Raw genomic sequence first — 13,666 nt, 5'->3', positions numbered from 1 at the left:
CTCATGAGTGAGCAGCTGACCGGGGCACAGGCTCTGATCCGCGCACTGGAACATGCCGGAGTGGACACCGTCTTCGGCATCCCGGGTGGCGCGATCCTCCCGGCGTACGACCCGATGCTCGACTCGACCCAGATCCGCCACATCCTGGTACGTCACGAGCAGGGCGCCGGCCACGCCGCGCAGGGGTACGCGGCCGCGTCCGGCAAGACCGGCGTGTGCATGGCGACCTCGGGCCCGGGCGCGACCAACCTGGTGACGCCGATCGCCGACGCCTACATGGACTCGGTGCCGCTGGTGGCGATCACCGGCCAGGTGGCGGGCGCCGCGATCGGTACGGACGCCTTCCAGGAGGCGGACATCCGCGGCATCACGATGCCGATCACCAAGCACAACTTCCTGGTCACCGACCCGAACGAGATCGCGAACACGATCGCCGAGGCGTTCCACATCGCCTCCACCGGCCGGCCCGGCCCGGTGCTGGTGGACGTCACCAAGGACGCCATGCAAACCACCGGCGTCGACTTCCAGTGGCCGACCGAGCTCGCGCTGCCCGGCTACCGGCCGGTGACCCGCCCGCACCCGAAGCAGGTGCGCGAGGCGGCCCGCCTGATCGTCGCGGCCGAGAAGCCGGTGCTGTACGTCGGCGGCGGTGTGATCCGCGCGCAGGCCAGCGCCGAGCTGAAGGAACTGGCCGAGCTGCTCGGGATCCCGGTCGTCACCACGCTGATGGCCCGCGGCGCGCTGCCCGACACCCACGAGCTGCACTTCGGGATGCCCGGCATGCACGGCTCGGTGTCCGCGGTCGGCGCACTGCAGCGCTCCGACCTGCTGATCACGCTCGGCGCCCGCTTCGACGACCGGGTGACCGGCAAGCTGGACTCGTTCGCCCCGGACGCGAAGGTCATCCACGCCGACATCGACCCGGCCGAGATCGGCAAGAACCGCGCCGCCGACGTGCCGATCGTCGGTGACTGCAAGGAGGTCATCACCGACCTGATCGCGGCGCTGCGGACCGAGATCGCGAACGCCGGCCGCACTCCGTCGTACGATCCGTGGCGCAAGCAGCTGGAGGACGTCCGGTCCCGCTACCCGCTCGGGTACGACGAACCCGAGGACGGCACGCTGTCGCCGCAGCACGTGATCCAGCGGATCGGCCAGATCGCCGGCCCGGACACCGTGTACACCGCGGGCGTCGGGCAGCACCAGATGTGGTCCGCGCACTTCCTGCCGTTCGAGAAGCCCGGTCACTGGCTGAACTCCGGCGGCCTCGGCACGATGGGCTACGCCGTACCGGCCGCGATGGGCGCGAAGGTCGCCCGGCCGGACAAGACCGTGTGGGCGATCGACGGCGACGGCTGCTTCCAGATGACCAACCAGGAGCTCGTCACCTGCGCGCTCGAGGGCATCCCGATCAAGGTTGCCGTGATCAACAACCAGTCGCTGGGCATGGTCCGGCAGTGGCAGACGCTGTTCTACGACAAGCGCTACTCCAACACCGACCTGCACTCGACCCGGATCCCGGACTTCGCGAAGCTGGCCGAGGCGATGGGCGGCGTCGGCCTGCGCTGCACCGACAAGGACTCCGTCGACGCCACCATCGAGAAGGCGATGGCGGTCACCGACGCGCCGGTCGTGGTGGACTTCGTCGTGCACCGGGACGCGATGGTGTGGCCGATGGTCGCGGCCGGCGTCAGCAACGACGAGATCCAGATCGCCCGCGACATGGCGCCGAAGTGGGAAGGCGAGGAACTCTGATGTCGAAGCACACACTGAGCATCCTGGTGGAAAACAAGCACGGTGTGCTGGCTCGGGTGGCGGCGCTGATCTCCCGGCGCGGGTTCAACATCGACTCGCTCGCAGTGGGCCCGACCGAGCACCCTGAGGTGTCCCGGATGACGATCGCGGTGACCGTCGACGAGCAGCCGCTGGAGCAGATCACCAAGCAGCTGAACAAGCTGGTGAACGTGATCAAGATCGTCGAGCTCGAACCCACCCAGACCGTCCAGCGGGAACTGCTGCTGGTCAAGGTCAAGGCCGACACCCTGACCCGCGGCCAGGTGCTGGAGACCGTCCAGCTGTTCCGTGCCAAGGTGGTGGACGTGGCACCGGACGCGATCACGATCGAGGCGACCGGCAATCCCGAGAAGCTCGAGGCCATGCTCCGGGTGCTGGAACCCTTCGGCGTCCGCGAGCTGGTGCAGTCCGGCATGGTGGCGATCGGCCGCGGCAGCCGCTCGATCTCCGACCGCACCCTGCGGCCGGTCCCGGTGCCGCCGCCGCACGTCCAGACCGGACCCCCGAACGTCCAGGCGCGACCCGCTGACCGCCAGCCTGCGCACCCGGTACCGGCGCCGCCGCCGGGCCGTACCGCTGCCGCCGTACCGAATCAACACTAAGGAGAAGTGCCCGAAGTGGCTGCTGAAATGTTCTACGACGACAACGCCGACCTGTCGGTGATCCAGGGCCGGCACGTGGCCGTCCTCGGCTACGGCTCGCAGGGCCACGCCCACGCGCTCTCGCTGCGCGACTCCGGCGTCGACGTCCGCGTCGGCCTGCCGGAAGGCTCGAAGAGCCGCGCCAAGGCCGAGGCCCAGGGCCTGCGGGTCGTCACCCCGGCCGAGGCGGTGGAGGAGGCCGACGTGATCGTCGTGCTGGCTCCGGACCCGGCGCAGCGCAAGCTGTACAAGGAGGCCATCGAGCCGAACCTGGTCGACGGCGACGCGCTGGTCTTCGGGCACGGCTTCAACATCCGGTTCGGCTACATCAAGCCGCCGGCGGGCGTCGACGTCTTCATGGTCGCCCCGAAGGGCCCGGGCCAGCTGGTCCGCCGCGAGTACTCCGAGGGTCGCGGCGTACCGGTACTGGTGGCCGTCGAGCAGGACGCCACCGGCAAGGCCTGGGACCTCGCGCTCTCGTACGCGAAGGGCATCGGCGGTCTGCGGGCCGGCGGTATCAAGACCACCTTCACCGAGGAGACCGAGACCGACCTGTTCGGTGAGCAGGCCGTCCTCTGCGGTGGTGTGTCGGCGCTGATCCAGGCCGGCTTCGAGACGCTGACCGAGGCCGGGTACCAGCCCGAGGTCGCGTACTTCGAGTGCCTGCACGAGCTGAAGCTGATCGTCGACCTGATCTACGAAGGCGGCATCGCCAAGCAGCGCTGGTCCGTGTCCGACACCGCCGAGTACGGCGACTACGTGTCCGGCCCGCGGATCATCGACGCGTCGGTGAAGGCCCGGATGAAGGAGGTCCTCGGCGACATCACCGACGGCACCTTCGCGGCCCGCTTCATCGCCGACCAGGACGCCGGCGCGCCGGAGTTCGCCGAGTTCCGCAAGAAGAGCCAGGAGCACCCGATCGAGGCCGTCGGCAAGGAACTGCGCGGCCTGATGGCGTGGGTCAAGTCGCACGACGACGACTACGTCGAGGGCAGCGCGGCCCGCTGACCGACACCTTCGAGAGGCCCGGACCATCCAGGTGGGTGGCCCGGGCCTCTTCGTTTGCAACAATGTGTGACGGTTCTGATCCGGGGAGGTGAGCGGTCGTGGAGTACGGCAGGAACGCACTGCCGCGACCGCCCCGGCGGGTCCCGGCCGACGCCGGGTCGCTCACCCAGCTCGAGGCACCCGGCCGGCCAGGCGGTCCGCAGCCGCCGGTCCGTGGCCCGTGGATCTTCGGCCGCTTCCTGGCCGGCCTGATCGTGCTGCTGGTGATCGTCGCCGGCGGCGCCGGCGCGGGCTGGTACCTGCGGCAGCGCAGTGTGCAGATCGACACCGACGCCGTACTGAAGTCCGCGGGACCGGCCGTGGTCCGGGTACTGGCGACCACCTGCGGGGGCAGCGGCGAGGCGTCCGGCGTACTGATCGACAACGGGCGCGTACTGACCGCCGCGTCGGCCGTCGACCAGGCGATGGCGATCGTGGTGGTGGCACCGGACGGACGGATCCGGCGCGCGAACCTGCTCGGGACCAGCACCGACGGGGTGGCCGTACTGCAGTCGATCGGCTTCGACGACCCGCCGCTGAAGCTGGCGGCGGTCGGCCCGGAGCGGAAGGCCGAGCGTGCGCTGATCGGGTACACCGCGGCCGGCGCGCAGGTGATCAACCCGATCGGTTCCGAGGCCGACCCCAGAGCCTTCAGCGAGTTCATGAACGCTGCCAAGCTGGGCGGCCCGGTGGTGGACAAGTCCGGCGAGCTGGTCGGCCTGGTCACCGGTGCGACGGTCCAAGCCGCCGCAGTGGTCCCGCTGGCCAGACTCCGTGACTACGCGGCGCGGACGCCGTCCGGTATCACCGTCGCGGTGCCCGGGACCTGCCCGGACTCGCACGGTCCGCAGGGCGCGGTCGCACCGGAGTTGCAGGTCGCGAAGACGCCGCTGGCCCAGGAGGTCCAGGCGATGCTCGGCAACTACCTGACCCTGCAGAACCGGCACCAGTTCGACCAGGTGCAGGCGCTGTACTCGCCGCAACTGGCGAAGTCCCTGACCCCGGCGCGGGATCGCACGAGCCGCGGTACGGCGTACTTCTTCAACCCGCGGATCACCGCGCTCGCCCCGGACGGTTCGTACGCGCGGATGTCGTACGACGTGCTGTTCTCGCCGACCGCGAACGGCGCCGGCGGCGGGACGTGCAACAGGCTCGACAACCGGTTCGAGCTGGTCCGCGTCGGCGGCAAGCTGGTGATCAACCGATCCGTGAAGGCCGCGGACATCGTCGCCTGCGAGGCCGGCTGACCGGGATCCGGGTCCCCGCACACAGCCGGCGACGGACGCGGTACCATCGAACCAGCGGGCACAGCGCGGTGCTCTGTTCATCATGAGCCCCTACCGCTTCTGCAGGAGATTCCTCCATGACTGACGTAACCCGGCCCGTCGTCCTGATCGCCGAAGAGCTCAGCCCGGCCACCGTCGAGGCGCTCGGCCCCGACTTCGAGATCCGGCACACCAACGGCGCCGACCGCGCCGCGCTGCTCCCGGCGATCGCCGACGTCGACGCCATCCTGATCCGCAGCGCCACCAAGGTGGATGCCGAGGCGCTCGCCGCCGCGAAGAAGCTGAAGGTCGTCGCCCGCGCCGGCGTCGGCCTCGACAACGTCGACGTGAAGGCCGCCACCCAGGCCGGCGTGATGGTGGTCAACGCGCCGACCTCCAACATCGTCAGCGCCGCCGAGCTCGCCGTCGCGCTGCTGCTCGCGTCCGCCCGCCGGGTCCCGGCCGCGAACGAGTCGCTGAAGAAGGGCGAGTGGAAGCGGAGCAAGTACTCGGGTGTCGAGCTGTTCGAGAAGACCGTCGGCATCGTCGGCCTCGGCAAGATCGGCGTCCTGGTCGCGCAGCGGCTGGCCGCCTTCGGCATGAACGTGATCGCGTACGACCCGTACGTGCAGGCCGGCCGGGCCGCGCAGATGGGTGTCCGGCTCGCGTCGCTGGACGAGCTGCTGGCGGCCAGTGACTTCATCTCGGTGCACCTGCCGAAGACGCCGGAGACGATCGGCCTGATCGGCGACGAGCAGCTGCACAAGGTCAAGCCCGAGGTCATCATCGTGAACGCGGCCCGCGGCGGCATCGTCGACGAGCAGGCGCTCTACTCCGCTTTGAAGGAAGGGCGCGTGGCCGGCGCCGGCCTGGACGTGTTCGCGTCCGAGCCGTGCACGGACTCGCCGCTGTTCGAGTTCGAGAACGTCGTGGTCACGCCGCACCTCGGCGCGTCCACCGACGAGGCGCAGGAGAAGGCCGGCATCGCGGTCGCCAAGTCGGTCCGCCTGGCGCTGTCCGGTGAACTCGTGCCGGATGCGGTCAACGTCCAGGGCGGTGTGATCGCCGAGGACGTCCGCCCGGGGATCGCGCTGACCGAGAAGCTCGGCCGGATCTTCACCGCGCTGGCCGGTGGCGTCGCGCAGCAGCTCGACGTCGAGGTCCGCGGCGAGATCACCCAGTACGACGTGAAGGTGCTCGAGCTGGCCGCGCTCAAGGGCGTGTTCGCGGATGTCGTCGAGGACAACGTCTCGTACGTGAACGCTCCGCTGCTCGCGGCCGAGCGGGGCCTCGAGGTGCGGCTCGTCACCGACCACGACAGCCCGGAGCACCGCAACCTGATCACGCTCCGCGGCACGCTCGCCGACGGCGTGCAGGTGTCGGTGGCCGGCACGCTGGTCGGCGTCCGGCAGTCGGAGCGGCTGGTCGAGATCGACGGGTTCGACGTCGAGATCGAGCTCGCCGCGCACCTGGCGTTCCTGACCTACGAGGACCGTCCGGGCGCGGTCGGCCAGATCGGCCGGATCCTCGGCGACGCCGACGTGAACATCGCCGGCATGCAGGTCAGCCGGGACCGCAAGGGCGGCATGGCGCTGGTCGCGCTCTCGGTCGACTCGAAGATCGCGCCGCCGGTCCTGGACGAGATCACCGCCGCGATCCAGGCCGCGTCCGCCCGTTCGGTGGACGTGGAGAACTGAGTCACCCGAACGACTGATTTACTGAAGGCGGTCAGCCGCCCGCAGGCGCATGGCGGCTGACAAGGGCCCGAGCTCCATAGCTCGGGCCCGCTTCAGTTTCTAGCGGCGAGTAGCGAGCAGGACGGCGGCGTCGGGGGCGACCATTACCTCGACGGTGGTGAAGCGCTGGTCCATCAGCCATTCCTGGCGGAGCACGTCGACGCGGCCCTCGTACATCGGTGGCCAGACGGCGGACGGGGTGAAGTCGTCGAGGACGACGAAGCCGCCGGGCTCGACCACGTCCGCGATCACGTCCCGGGCCGACAGCTTGGCCTCGCGGGCATCCACGAACAGCAGTGCGAACGGGCCGCGTTCGATCAGCGCGGTCCAGTCCGCCGACACGACCTCGATCCGCTCGTCGGCGGCGAACAGTTCGCCGACCGCCTGCGCGAGCTGTGGATCGCTCTCCGCGGTGACGATGGACGTGTCCTCGCCGGCGCCGCTGCGCAGCCACGCCGATCCGACGCCGCAGCCGGTCCCGAGCTCACCGAGCAGGCCTTTCTTCGAGGCCGCGAGAGTGGCGAGCAACCGGCCGGTCTCGTTCCTGGTGGAGCTGACGAATCCGCGCCGGCCGGACAGGCTGAGGGCCGCCGACACCAACGGCGGCAGTTCTGGAGGAGCACTCACCGGCTGAGAGTCGCACAGGTCTGGTCCAGGCACTGCACCCAGATCTCATATTTCGGGACAACCTGCCCGCATTGTGGAGAAATAGTCGGACATGCGAGTAAATTCGTGCGCACCCTGCCGCCCACGACATATTTGGGAGGAGCAGCATGTACGACATGTATCCAGCCAACTGGCCGGCCGTCGACGGCCGCGAGCCGAAGGCGGCCCGCCGGCGCCGTCCGGCTCGCCCGGCGCCCTCGGGTGCGGCCGAGGTCAAGGCTGTCCAAGAGGCCATGAACCGCCGTGACAATGGGGGAGAACCCAACAAGTGAGTGAGAAGAAGAACTTCACGCTGGCCGTCGTCCCCGGTGACGGGATCGGACCCGAGGTCACCACCGAGGCGCTCAAGGTCCTCGACGCGGTAGCCGCGCAGCACGGCGTGACGTTCGAGCGGACCGAGTACGACCTCGGCGCGAAGCGCTGGCACGCCACTGGTGAGACGCTGCCGGACGCCGAGTTGGAGGAGATCCGCAAGCACGACGCGATCCTGCTGGGCGCGGTCGGTGACCCGAGCGTGCCGTCCGGCGTCCTCGAGCGCGGTCTGCTGCTCAAGCTCCGGTTCACCCTGGACCACTACGTGAACCTGCGGCCGTCGAAGATCTACCCGTCCGTCGGCTCCCCGCTGGCCGACCCGGGCACCGTCGACTTCGTCGTCGTCCGTGAGGGCACCGAGGGTCCGTACGTCGGCAACGGCGGCGCGCTCCGGGTCGGCACCCCGGCCGAGATCGCCACCGAGGTGTCGGTGAACACGGCGTACGGCGTCGAGCGCGTCGTCCGGGACGCCTTCGCCCGGGCGCAGGCGCGGCCGCGGAAGAAGCTCACGCTCGTGCACAAGAACAACGTGCTCGTGTACGCCGGTCACCTGTGGAAGCGGACCGTCGACGCGGTCGCGACCGAGTTCCCCGACGTGGCGGTCGACTACCTGCACGTGGACGCGGCGACGATCTTCCTGGTCACCGACCCGGCGCGGTTCGACGTGATCGTCACCGACAACCTGTTCGGCGACATCATCACCGACCTGGCGGCCGCGATCAGCGGTGGCATCGGGCTGGCCGCGAGCGGCAACATCAACCCGGACCGGACCGCGCCGAGCATGTTCGAGCCGGTGCACGGCTCCGCGCCGGACATCGCCGGCCAGCAGAAGGCCGACCCGACCGCGGCGATCCTGTCCGCGGGCCTGCTGTGCGAGCACCTCGGGCTGACCGAGGCCGCGCGCGCGATCGAGGCGGCCGTCGAGGCCGACATCGAGGAGCGCACCGGCGCCGCCCGCAGCACCGCCGAGATCGGCGACGCGATCGCCAAGCGCGCGGCGGGCTGACCGGTGACGGCACAGGAGGCTCCCGCTGCGGCCGGGGCCGATGCTCGCATGACCAGTTCGTCGAGAGGTACGGTGCGGCTATGAGCGAGTTCACCGTTGAGCCAACCACCACACCGGCCAGCGACGACCAGCGCGCCCAGATCCTGGCGAACCCGGGATTCGGGCAGTACTTCACCGACCACATGGCGATCGCCACCTGGACGGCCGAGAAGGGCTGGCACGACGCACGGATCACCGCCTTCGGACCGCTGGAGCTGTCTCCGGCGACCTCGGTGTTCCACTACGCCCAGACGATCTTCGAAGGGATGAAGGCCTACCGGCATCCCGACGACTCGATCCACCTGTTCCGCCCGGAGGCGAACGCGACCCGGTTCCAGCGGTCCGCGCAGCGGCTCGCGCTCCCGGAGCTGCCGACCGCGGTCTTCCTCGACTCGCTGCACAAGCTGGTCGAGCTCGACCAGGCGTGGGTGCCGAGCGGTGGCGAGACGTCGCTGTACCTGCGGCCGTTCATGTTCGGCTCGGACCCGTTCCTCGGTGTCCGCCCGTCGGCCCAGGTGACGTACTGCGTGATCGCGTCGCCGGCCGGGTCGTACTTCGCGAAGGGCGTGAAGCCGGTCCGGATCTGGCTGAGCGAGGAGTACACCCGCGCGGCCCCCGGTGGCACCGGCGCGGCGAAGACCGGCGGCAACTACGCGTCGTCGCTGCTCGCCCAGGCCGAGGCGATCGAGCAGGGCTGCGACCAGGTCGCGTTCCTGGACGCGGTCGAGAAGAAGTGGGTCGAGGAACTCGGCGGGATGAACCTGTACTTCGTCCTCGACGACAACTCCGTCGTCACGCCGGAGCTGTCCGGCACGATCCTCGAGGGCGTCACCCGGGACTCGATCCTGAAGCTGGTCACCGACCTCGGCTACACCGTCACCGAGCGGAAGGTCTCGGTCGACGAGTGGCGCGAGGGTGCCGCCTCCGGCAAGGTGCGCGAGGTCTTCGCGTGCGGTACGGCGGCCGTCGTCACCCCGGTGGCGTCGCTGAAGTGGCGCGACGGCGAGACGCAGATCGGCGACGGCAACGGCGGCCCGGTCACCGCGGCCGTCCGCTCCGCCCTCCTCGACGTGCAGTACGGCCGCGCGGCCGACCCGCACGGCTGGATGACCCGCGCCTTCTGAACCCCGGCGATCGAAACGCCCGGCAGCTGCGGCTGCCGGGCGTTTTTCATAGGTTCTTCTCAGCTCGACGTTTGGGACAGCGCTCGCTGCCCGTCGGCCGAACCCGATAGGGTCGGGCGGCATGAGTGGGTTTCCGGCTGAGGTCGAGGCGTACTACGGGGAGCTGGCCGAGCGGCGGGGGTGGGACGACGACACGGCGTCGGCGATCCGGTCGACCGTCGAGCTGATCCGGGACCTGGACCGCGGGACGGCGCCGCGGACGTACGGCGCGGCCGTCGACGACTACGGGACCGACTGGCTGTACGAGGCGGTCTGGCACGAGGCGGAATGGGTCGTGATCCGTCAACTGGGCGCCGGCGAGGACGGCGAGACCACCCGATACTGGTGGCAGCGGCTCGAGGACGACGAGGGCATGCTCACCGACCAGGCCCTCGACCGCGAGGACTGGGGTCTGCGCCCGCTCACCCGCGAGGACTTCTACACCGCGTGGGACGACCCGGGATGGTCCCTTACCGCCTGAACTCCAGTACCTGTTTGCGTACTGAATGGTCGGGATGCGAGACGCGGACGTCATGGTCCGGACATTGTGTGGCAGACTGCAAAACGTCATGAAGCACTATCGGGTGATTATTCCCTAGGCGCGCTCAGCCAGCTGTACCTGAGCGCGCAGACCTCTCGCACCCTTCGCGAGGGGTTTTTTCTTTGCCCGACGACCCCTTTGGAAGGCCGACCGCATGAGCATCTCGGACGATTTCCACGTGTACGACACCACCCTGCGCGACGGCGCGCAGCAGGAGGGGTTGGCACTGTCCGTGGCGGACAAGATCGCCATCGCGCAGCACCTGGACGAGCTGGGGGTCGGCTTCATCGAGGGAGGCTGGCCGGGCGCCGTCCCCAAGGACACCGAGTTCTTCGAGCGGGCCAGGACCGAGCTGAACCTGCGCAACGCCACGTTCGCGGCGTTCGGGGCGACCCGCAAGCCGGAGACCGCGGCCGCCGACGACCCGCAGGTCGCCGCGCTCCGCAACTCGGGTGCCGGTGTCGTCACACTCGTTGCCAAGAGCCACGACGCACACGTCGAGCGGGCGCTGCGGACGACGTTGGACGAGAACCTGCGGATGGTCGCCGACACGGTCCGGCACCTACGCGAGAACGGGCAGCGGGTCTTTCTCGACACCGAGCACTTCTTCGACGGGTACCGCGCGAACCGGGCGTACGCGCTGGAAGTAGTACGAGTAGCCGCCGAGGCCGGGGCCGACGTCGTGGCACTGTGCGACACCAACGGCGGCACCCTCCCGCGGGAGTTGCAGGACGTCGTCCACGACGTACTCGAATCGACCGGGGCCCGGCTCGGCATCCACTGTCACAACGACGCCGGCTGCGCGGTGGCGAACACGATCGCCGCCGTCGAGGCCGGCGTCACGCACGTCCAGGGCACGATCAACGGGTACGGCGAACGCACCGGCAACGCCGACCTGCTCGCGATCGTCGCGAACCTCGAACTCAAGCGCGAGATGCGGTTGCTCCCGGAGAACAACCTGTCCGAGTCGTTCCGGATCGCGCACGCGATCGCCGAGGTCACGAACGTGCCGCCGTCGAACCGGGCGCCGTACGTCGGGCTCTCGGCGTTCGCGCACAAGGCCGGGCTGCACGCGAGCGCGATCAAGGTGGACCCGGACCTCTACCAGCACACCGATCCCGCGCGGGTCGGGAACGACATGCGGATGCTGGTGTCGGAGATGGCCGGCCGGGCGAGCGTCGAGCTGAAGGGCCGCGAGCTCGGGTTCGACCTGAGCAACGACCGCGACCTGGTCAGCCGGGTGACCGAACGGGTCAAGGAGCTGGAGGCCCGCGGGTACACGTTCGAGGCGGCCGACGCGTCGTTCTCACTGCTGCTCACCGAAGAGGTGGACGGCAAGCGGCCGAGCTACTTCGACGTCGAGTCCTGGCGGGTGATCACCGAGTCGCGCGCCGACGGCGAGGCGGTGTCGGAGTCGACGGTGAAGTTGGTCGCCGGGGGAGAGCGGGAGATCGTCACCGGTGAGGGCAACGGCCCGGTGAACGCGCTCGACCATGCGCTGCGGACCGCGATCGAGCGCGCCTACCCGGCGGTGCACAAGTTCGAGCTGGTCGACTACAAGGTCCGGATCCTCGACCAGGGGCACGGCACGGACGCGGTGATCAGAGTCCTGATCGAGACCGCGGACGGCGAGGGCTCGTGGGTGACGGTCGGGGTCGGGCACAACATCGTCGAGGCGTCCTGGGAGGCGCTGGTCGACGGATTCACGTTCGGTCTGCTGCGCCACAAGGAGGTCGCGCGATGAGCCTGCTCGCCGTTGAACGGGCGGTCACGGTGTACACCGCCCGTGTCGTCGAGGTCGAGGGACTGCTGGCGCGGGTCGCCGTACTGCTGAACCCGTACGACGTCCGCGAGCTCGCCCTGTCGCTGGACGAGGGCGAGCTCCGGGTTGTCGTCGAGGGCAACGGTTTCGACGCCGACCGCGTCGCTGCCCGCCTGCGGAAGGTGATCGGCGTCCTCGAGGTGTCGATCAGCTGATCACGGGCCCAGCAGCCGGTGGACCGCGGCCGCGGAGCAGACCCGGGCGCTGCCGAAGGTCTGGATCCAGCCGGCGAAACCCGAGTAGTCGACACCAGGCACGCCCATGTCGACGACGATCAGGTCCGGGTGTTGGCTCTGCAGCTCACCGATGAGCTTCTCCTGCCACTCGAACCGGTGCGCGCCGCGGACCAGGAGCAGTACCTGGCTGTCGGCGCCGTACTCCGCCCGGAACTCACCGACGCCGGCCCGAGCCATTCCGGGACCGTTGTAGGTCTGCTCCGACAGACCGATGCTCTCGACAACCTTCCCGGCGGCACGCAGCAACTGCTCCACGCCCCAGCCTGACGATCCAGCGGCGGGGGAGTGGGTCGGCTCCAGCCGGATGATCAGTACGGCGTCACTGCGAACCCGAGGGTCCCCGTGCGTCACGGTGACCTGCTCGGCCAACCGCTCACCGAGCTCGTCGTCCCGCTCGGCGACCTCTGCCTTGGGTCGCCTCCCGAGCCGATCCAGCCGCTCGTTCGCCTGCTCCAACCGCTCCAACGGCAACCGGCCGCTCTCGACCGCATCGACCAGCGCACCAGCCGCCACGTCGACGTCGTCGAGGAACGCCCACGACCCCAGACACAGGGCATCGGCCCCGGCCTCGATCGCCCGTACGGTGGCCTCCGGCAACGGTGCCACATCCGCGATCCCGTACATCTCGAGCGCATCGGTGATCACCACCCCGTCGTACCCGAGCTCCCCGCGCAGGATGTCGGTCAGCAGCACCTTGCTGATCGTCGCCGGTACGTCGTCCACCTGCGGCACCAGATCGTGCGACACCATGAAGCTGTCGACCCCGGCCTCGATCGCGGCGCGGAACGGGTCGAGGTAGCTCGCCAGCAACTCCTCGCGCGAAACGTCGACCAGCGGCGTCGCGAGGTGCGCGTCCGTACCGCTGAGACCATGCCCCGGGTAGTGCTTCGCGCACGCGCTCACCCCGGCCGCCTGCAGTCCTTGCACCCAAGCGGTCGTGTGCCGGCTGACCAGGTCGCGGTCGCCGCCGAAGCATCGGATCCCGTTCGGGCTCAGCGGGTTGACCGCCGCGTCGACCGCCGGCGCCAGGTCCCAGTCGATCCCGGCCTCGACCAGCGACAGGCCGATCTGGTACGCCGCCTGCCGCGTCAGTTCGAGATCGTTCAGCTCGCCGAGCGCGCGGTTGCCCGGCATCGAGAAGCCGCCGAGGTCCGCCAGCCGGCTGACGTCACCGCCTTCCTCGTCGATCGAGAGCAGCACGTGGTCGCGCAGACCGTGCAGCTCGGCGGCCAGCCGCCGGAACTGCGAGCCGTCGACGACGTCCCTGCCGAAGATCACGAACCCGCCGAGTCCGGCCTCGATCCGGGACGGAACCCAGTTCGGCACCGTGGGCCGGCCGAGGGCGGGGAACAGCACACCGTGGGCGAGCCGCTGCAGCTCTGAAGTCACAACATCCTC

The 13,666-nt window shown here is 69.8% G+C and carries 12 protein-coding genes and 1 pseudogene; 11 read left to right on the top strand and 2 right to left on the bottom strand.

The features are described from left to right. Nucleotides 1–3 precede the first annotated feature (3 nt). The 5 genes and pseudogenes from ACFYRU_RS34370 to serA all read left to right on the top strand — a co-directional run bounded on the left by ACFYRU_RS34370 (nt 4) and on the right by serA (nt 6,444). A complete protein-coding gene (locus ACFYRU_RS34370; protein ID WP_387666642.1) occupies nt 4–1,755 on the top strand; it encodes an acetolactate synthase large subunit in 1,752 nt (583 codons plus the stop codon). Continuing rightward, nucleotides 1,755–2,258 (top strand): annotated as a pseudogene (gene ilvN / locus ACFYRU_RS34365) (acetolactate synthase small subunit); the annotation flags it as partial. The gene ACFYRU_RS34370 and the pseudogene ilvN, both read left to right, overlap by 1 nt. A 165-nt stretch (nt 2,259–2,423) precedes the next feature. After that, a complete protein-coding gene (gene ilvC / locus ACFYRU_RS34360) occupies nt 2,424–3,443 on the top strand; it encodes a ketol-acid reductoisomerase (protein WP_387667452.1) in 1,020 nt (339 codons plus the stop codon). 98 nt (nt 3,444–3,541) lie between these two features. Further along, the gene (locus ACFYRU_RS34355) at nt 3,542–4,729 is read left to right on the top strand and encodes a trypsin-like peptidase domain-containing protein (RefSeq protein ID WP_387666641.1); all 1,188 of its coding nucleotides are present in this window, start codon (nt 3,542–3,544) and stop codon (nt 4,727–4,729) included. A gap of 116 nt (nt 4,730–4,845) precedes the next feature. Continuing rightward, nucleotides 4,846–6,444 carry a phosphoglycerate dehydrogenase gene (gene serA, locus ACFYRU_RS34350; protein ID WP_387666639.1) on the top strand — a complete coding sequence of 533 codons (1,599 nt, stop codon included), beginning with the start codon at nt 4,846–4,848 and terminating at the stop codon, nt 6,442–6,444. Between the two features lie 99 nt (nt 6,445–6,543). Here the strand turns inward: serA and ACFYRU_RS34345 are convergent, their stop codons facing one another. Then, nucleotides 6,544–7,110 carry an O-methyltransferase gene (locus tag ACFYRU_RS34345; RefSeq protein WP_387666636.1) on the bottom strand — a complete coding sequence of 189 codons (567 nt, stop codon included), beginning with the start codon at nt 7,108–7,110 and terminating at the stop codon, nt 6,544–6,546. A 146-nt stretch (nt 7,111–7,256) separates the two neighbouring features. On the opposite strand from ACFYRU_RS34345, the gene ACFYRU_RS34340 reads away from it, so the two are divergent. The 6 genes from ACFYRU_RS34340 (at nt 7,257) to ACFYRU_RS34315 (ending at nt 12,187) form a co-directional block, all read left to right on the top strand. After that, nucleotides 7,257–7,421, top strand: a complete 165-nt coding sequence (locus ACFYRU_RS34340) for a hypothetical protein (protein ID WP_387666633.1) — start codon at nt 7,257–7,259, stop codon at nt 7,419–7,421. Continuing rightward, nucleotides 7,418–8,467 carry a 3-isopropylmalate dehydrogenase gene (locus ACFYRU_RS34335; RefSeq protein WP_387666630.1) on the top strand — a complete coding sequence of 350 codons (1,050 nt, stop codon included), beginning with the start codon at nt 7,418–7,420 and terminating at the stop codon, nt 8,465–8,467. Before ACFYRU_RS34340 ends, ACFYRU_RS34335 begins: the two co-directional genes overlap by 4 nt. A gap of 80 nt (nt 8,468–8,547) precedes the next feature. Beyond that, nucleotides 8,548–9,630: a branched-chain amino acid aminotransferase gene (locus ACFYRU_RS34330; RefSeq protein ID WP_387666627.1), complete on the top strand. Its 1,083-nt coding sequence runs from the start codon at nt 8,548–8,550 to the stop codon at nt 9,628–9,630. Nucleotides 9,631–9,751: 121 nt separating this feature from the next. Then, nucleotides 9,752–10,150, top strand: coding sequence for a hypothetical protein (locus tag ACFYRU_RS34325; RefSeq protein ID WP_387666624.1), 399 nt, complete (start codon nt 9,752–9,754; stop codon nt 10,148–10,150). A gap of 214 nt (nt 10,151–10,364) precedes the next feature. Then, nucleotides 10,365–11,954: a citramalate synthase gene (cimA, locus tag ACFYRU_RS34320; RefSeq protein ID WP_387666622.1), complete on the top strand. Its 1,590-nt coding sequence runs from the start codon at nt 10,365–10,367 to the stop codon at nt 11,952–11,954. After that, a complete protein-coding gene (locus ACFYRU_RS34315) occupies nt 11,951–12,187 on the top strand; it encodes a hypothetical protein (protein ID WP_387666620.1) in 237 nt (78 codons plus the stop codon). The genes cimA and ACFYRU_RS34315 overlap by 4 nt, the downstream gene beginning before the upstream one ends. On the opposite strand, the gene ACFYRU_RS34310 is transcribed toward ACFYRU_RS34315, so the two are convergent. Beyond that, entirely contained in the window at nt 12,188–13,657 is a 1,470-nt protein-coding gene (locus tag ACFYRU_RS34310) for a glycoside hydrolase family 3 protein (protein WP_387666618.1), read from the bottom strand. Between the last annotated feature and the right edge of the window lie 9 nt (nt 13,658–13,666).

The organism is Kribbella sp. NPDC004536 (assembly GCF_042873835.1).
GTDB lineage: Bacteria > Actinomycetota > Actinomycetes > Propionibacteriales > Kribbellaceae > Kribbella.
Note: the sequence above shows the minus strand (reverse complement) of the source record. Positions and strands in the feature narration are given on the sequence as shown.

What these genes read in the sequence shown, in the direction of transcription:
- ilvC (WP_387667452.1), top strand. Translation starts at nt 2,424, where the DNA reads ATGTTCTACGACGACAACGCCGACCTGTCGGTGATCCAGGGCCGGCAC.
- ACFYRU_RS34330 (WP_387666627.1), top strand. Translation starts at nt 8,548, where the DNA reads ATGAGCGAGTTCACCGTTGAGCCAACCACCACACCGGCCAGCGACGAC.
- serA (WP_387666639.1), top strand. Translation starts at nt 4,846, where the DNA reads ATGACTGACGTAACCCGGCCCGTCGTCCTGATCGCCGAAGAGCTCAGC.
- ACFYRU_RS34315 (WP_387666620.1), top strand. Translation starts at nt 11,951, where the DNA reads ATGAGCCTGCTCGCCGTTGAACGGGCGGTCACGGTGTACACCGCCCGT.
- ACFYRU_RS34340 (WP_387666633.1), top strand. Translation starts at nt 7,257, where the DNA reads ATGTACGACATGTATCCAGCCAACTGGCCGGCCGTCGACGGCCGCGAG.
- ACFYRU_RS34325 (WP_387666624.1), top strand. Translation starts at nt 9,752, where the DNA reads ATGAGTGGGTTTCCGGCTGAGGTCGAGGCGTACTACGGGGAGCTGGCC.
- ACFYRU_RS34370 (WP_387666642.1), top strand. Translation starts at nt 4, where the DNA reads ATGAGTGAGCAGCTGACCGGGGCACAGGCTCTGATCCGCGCACTGGAA.
- cimA (WP_387666622.1), top strand. Translation starts at nt 10,365, where the DNA reads ATGAGCATCTCGGACGATTTCCACGTGTACGACACCACCCTGCGCGAC.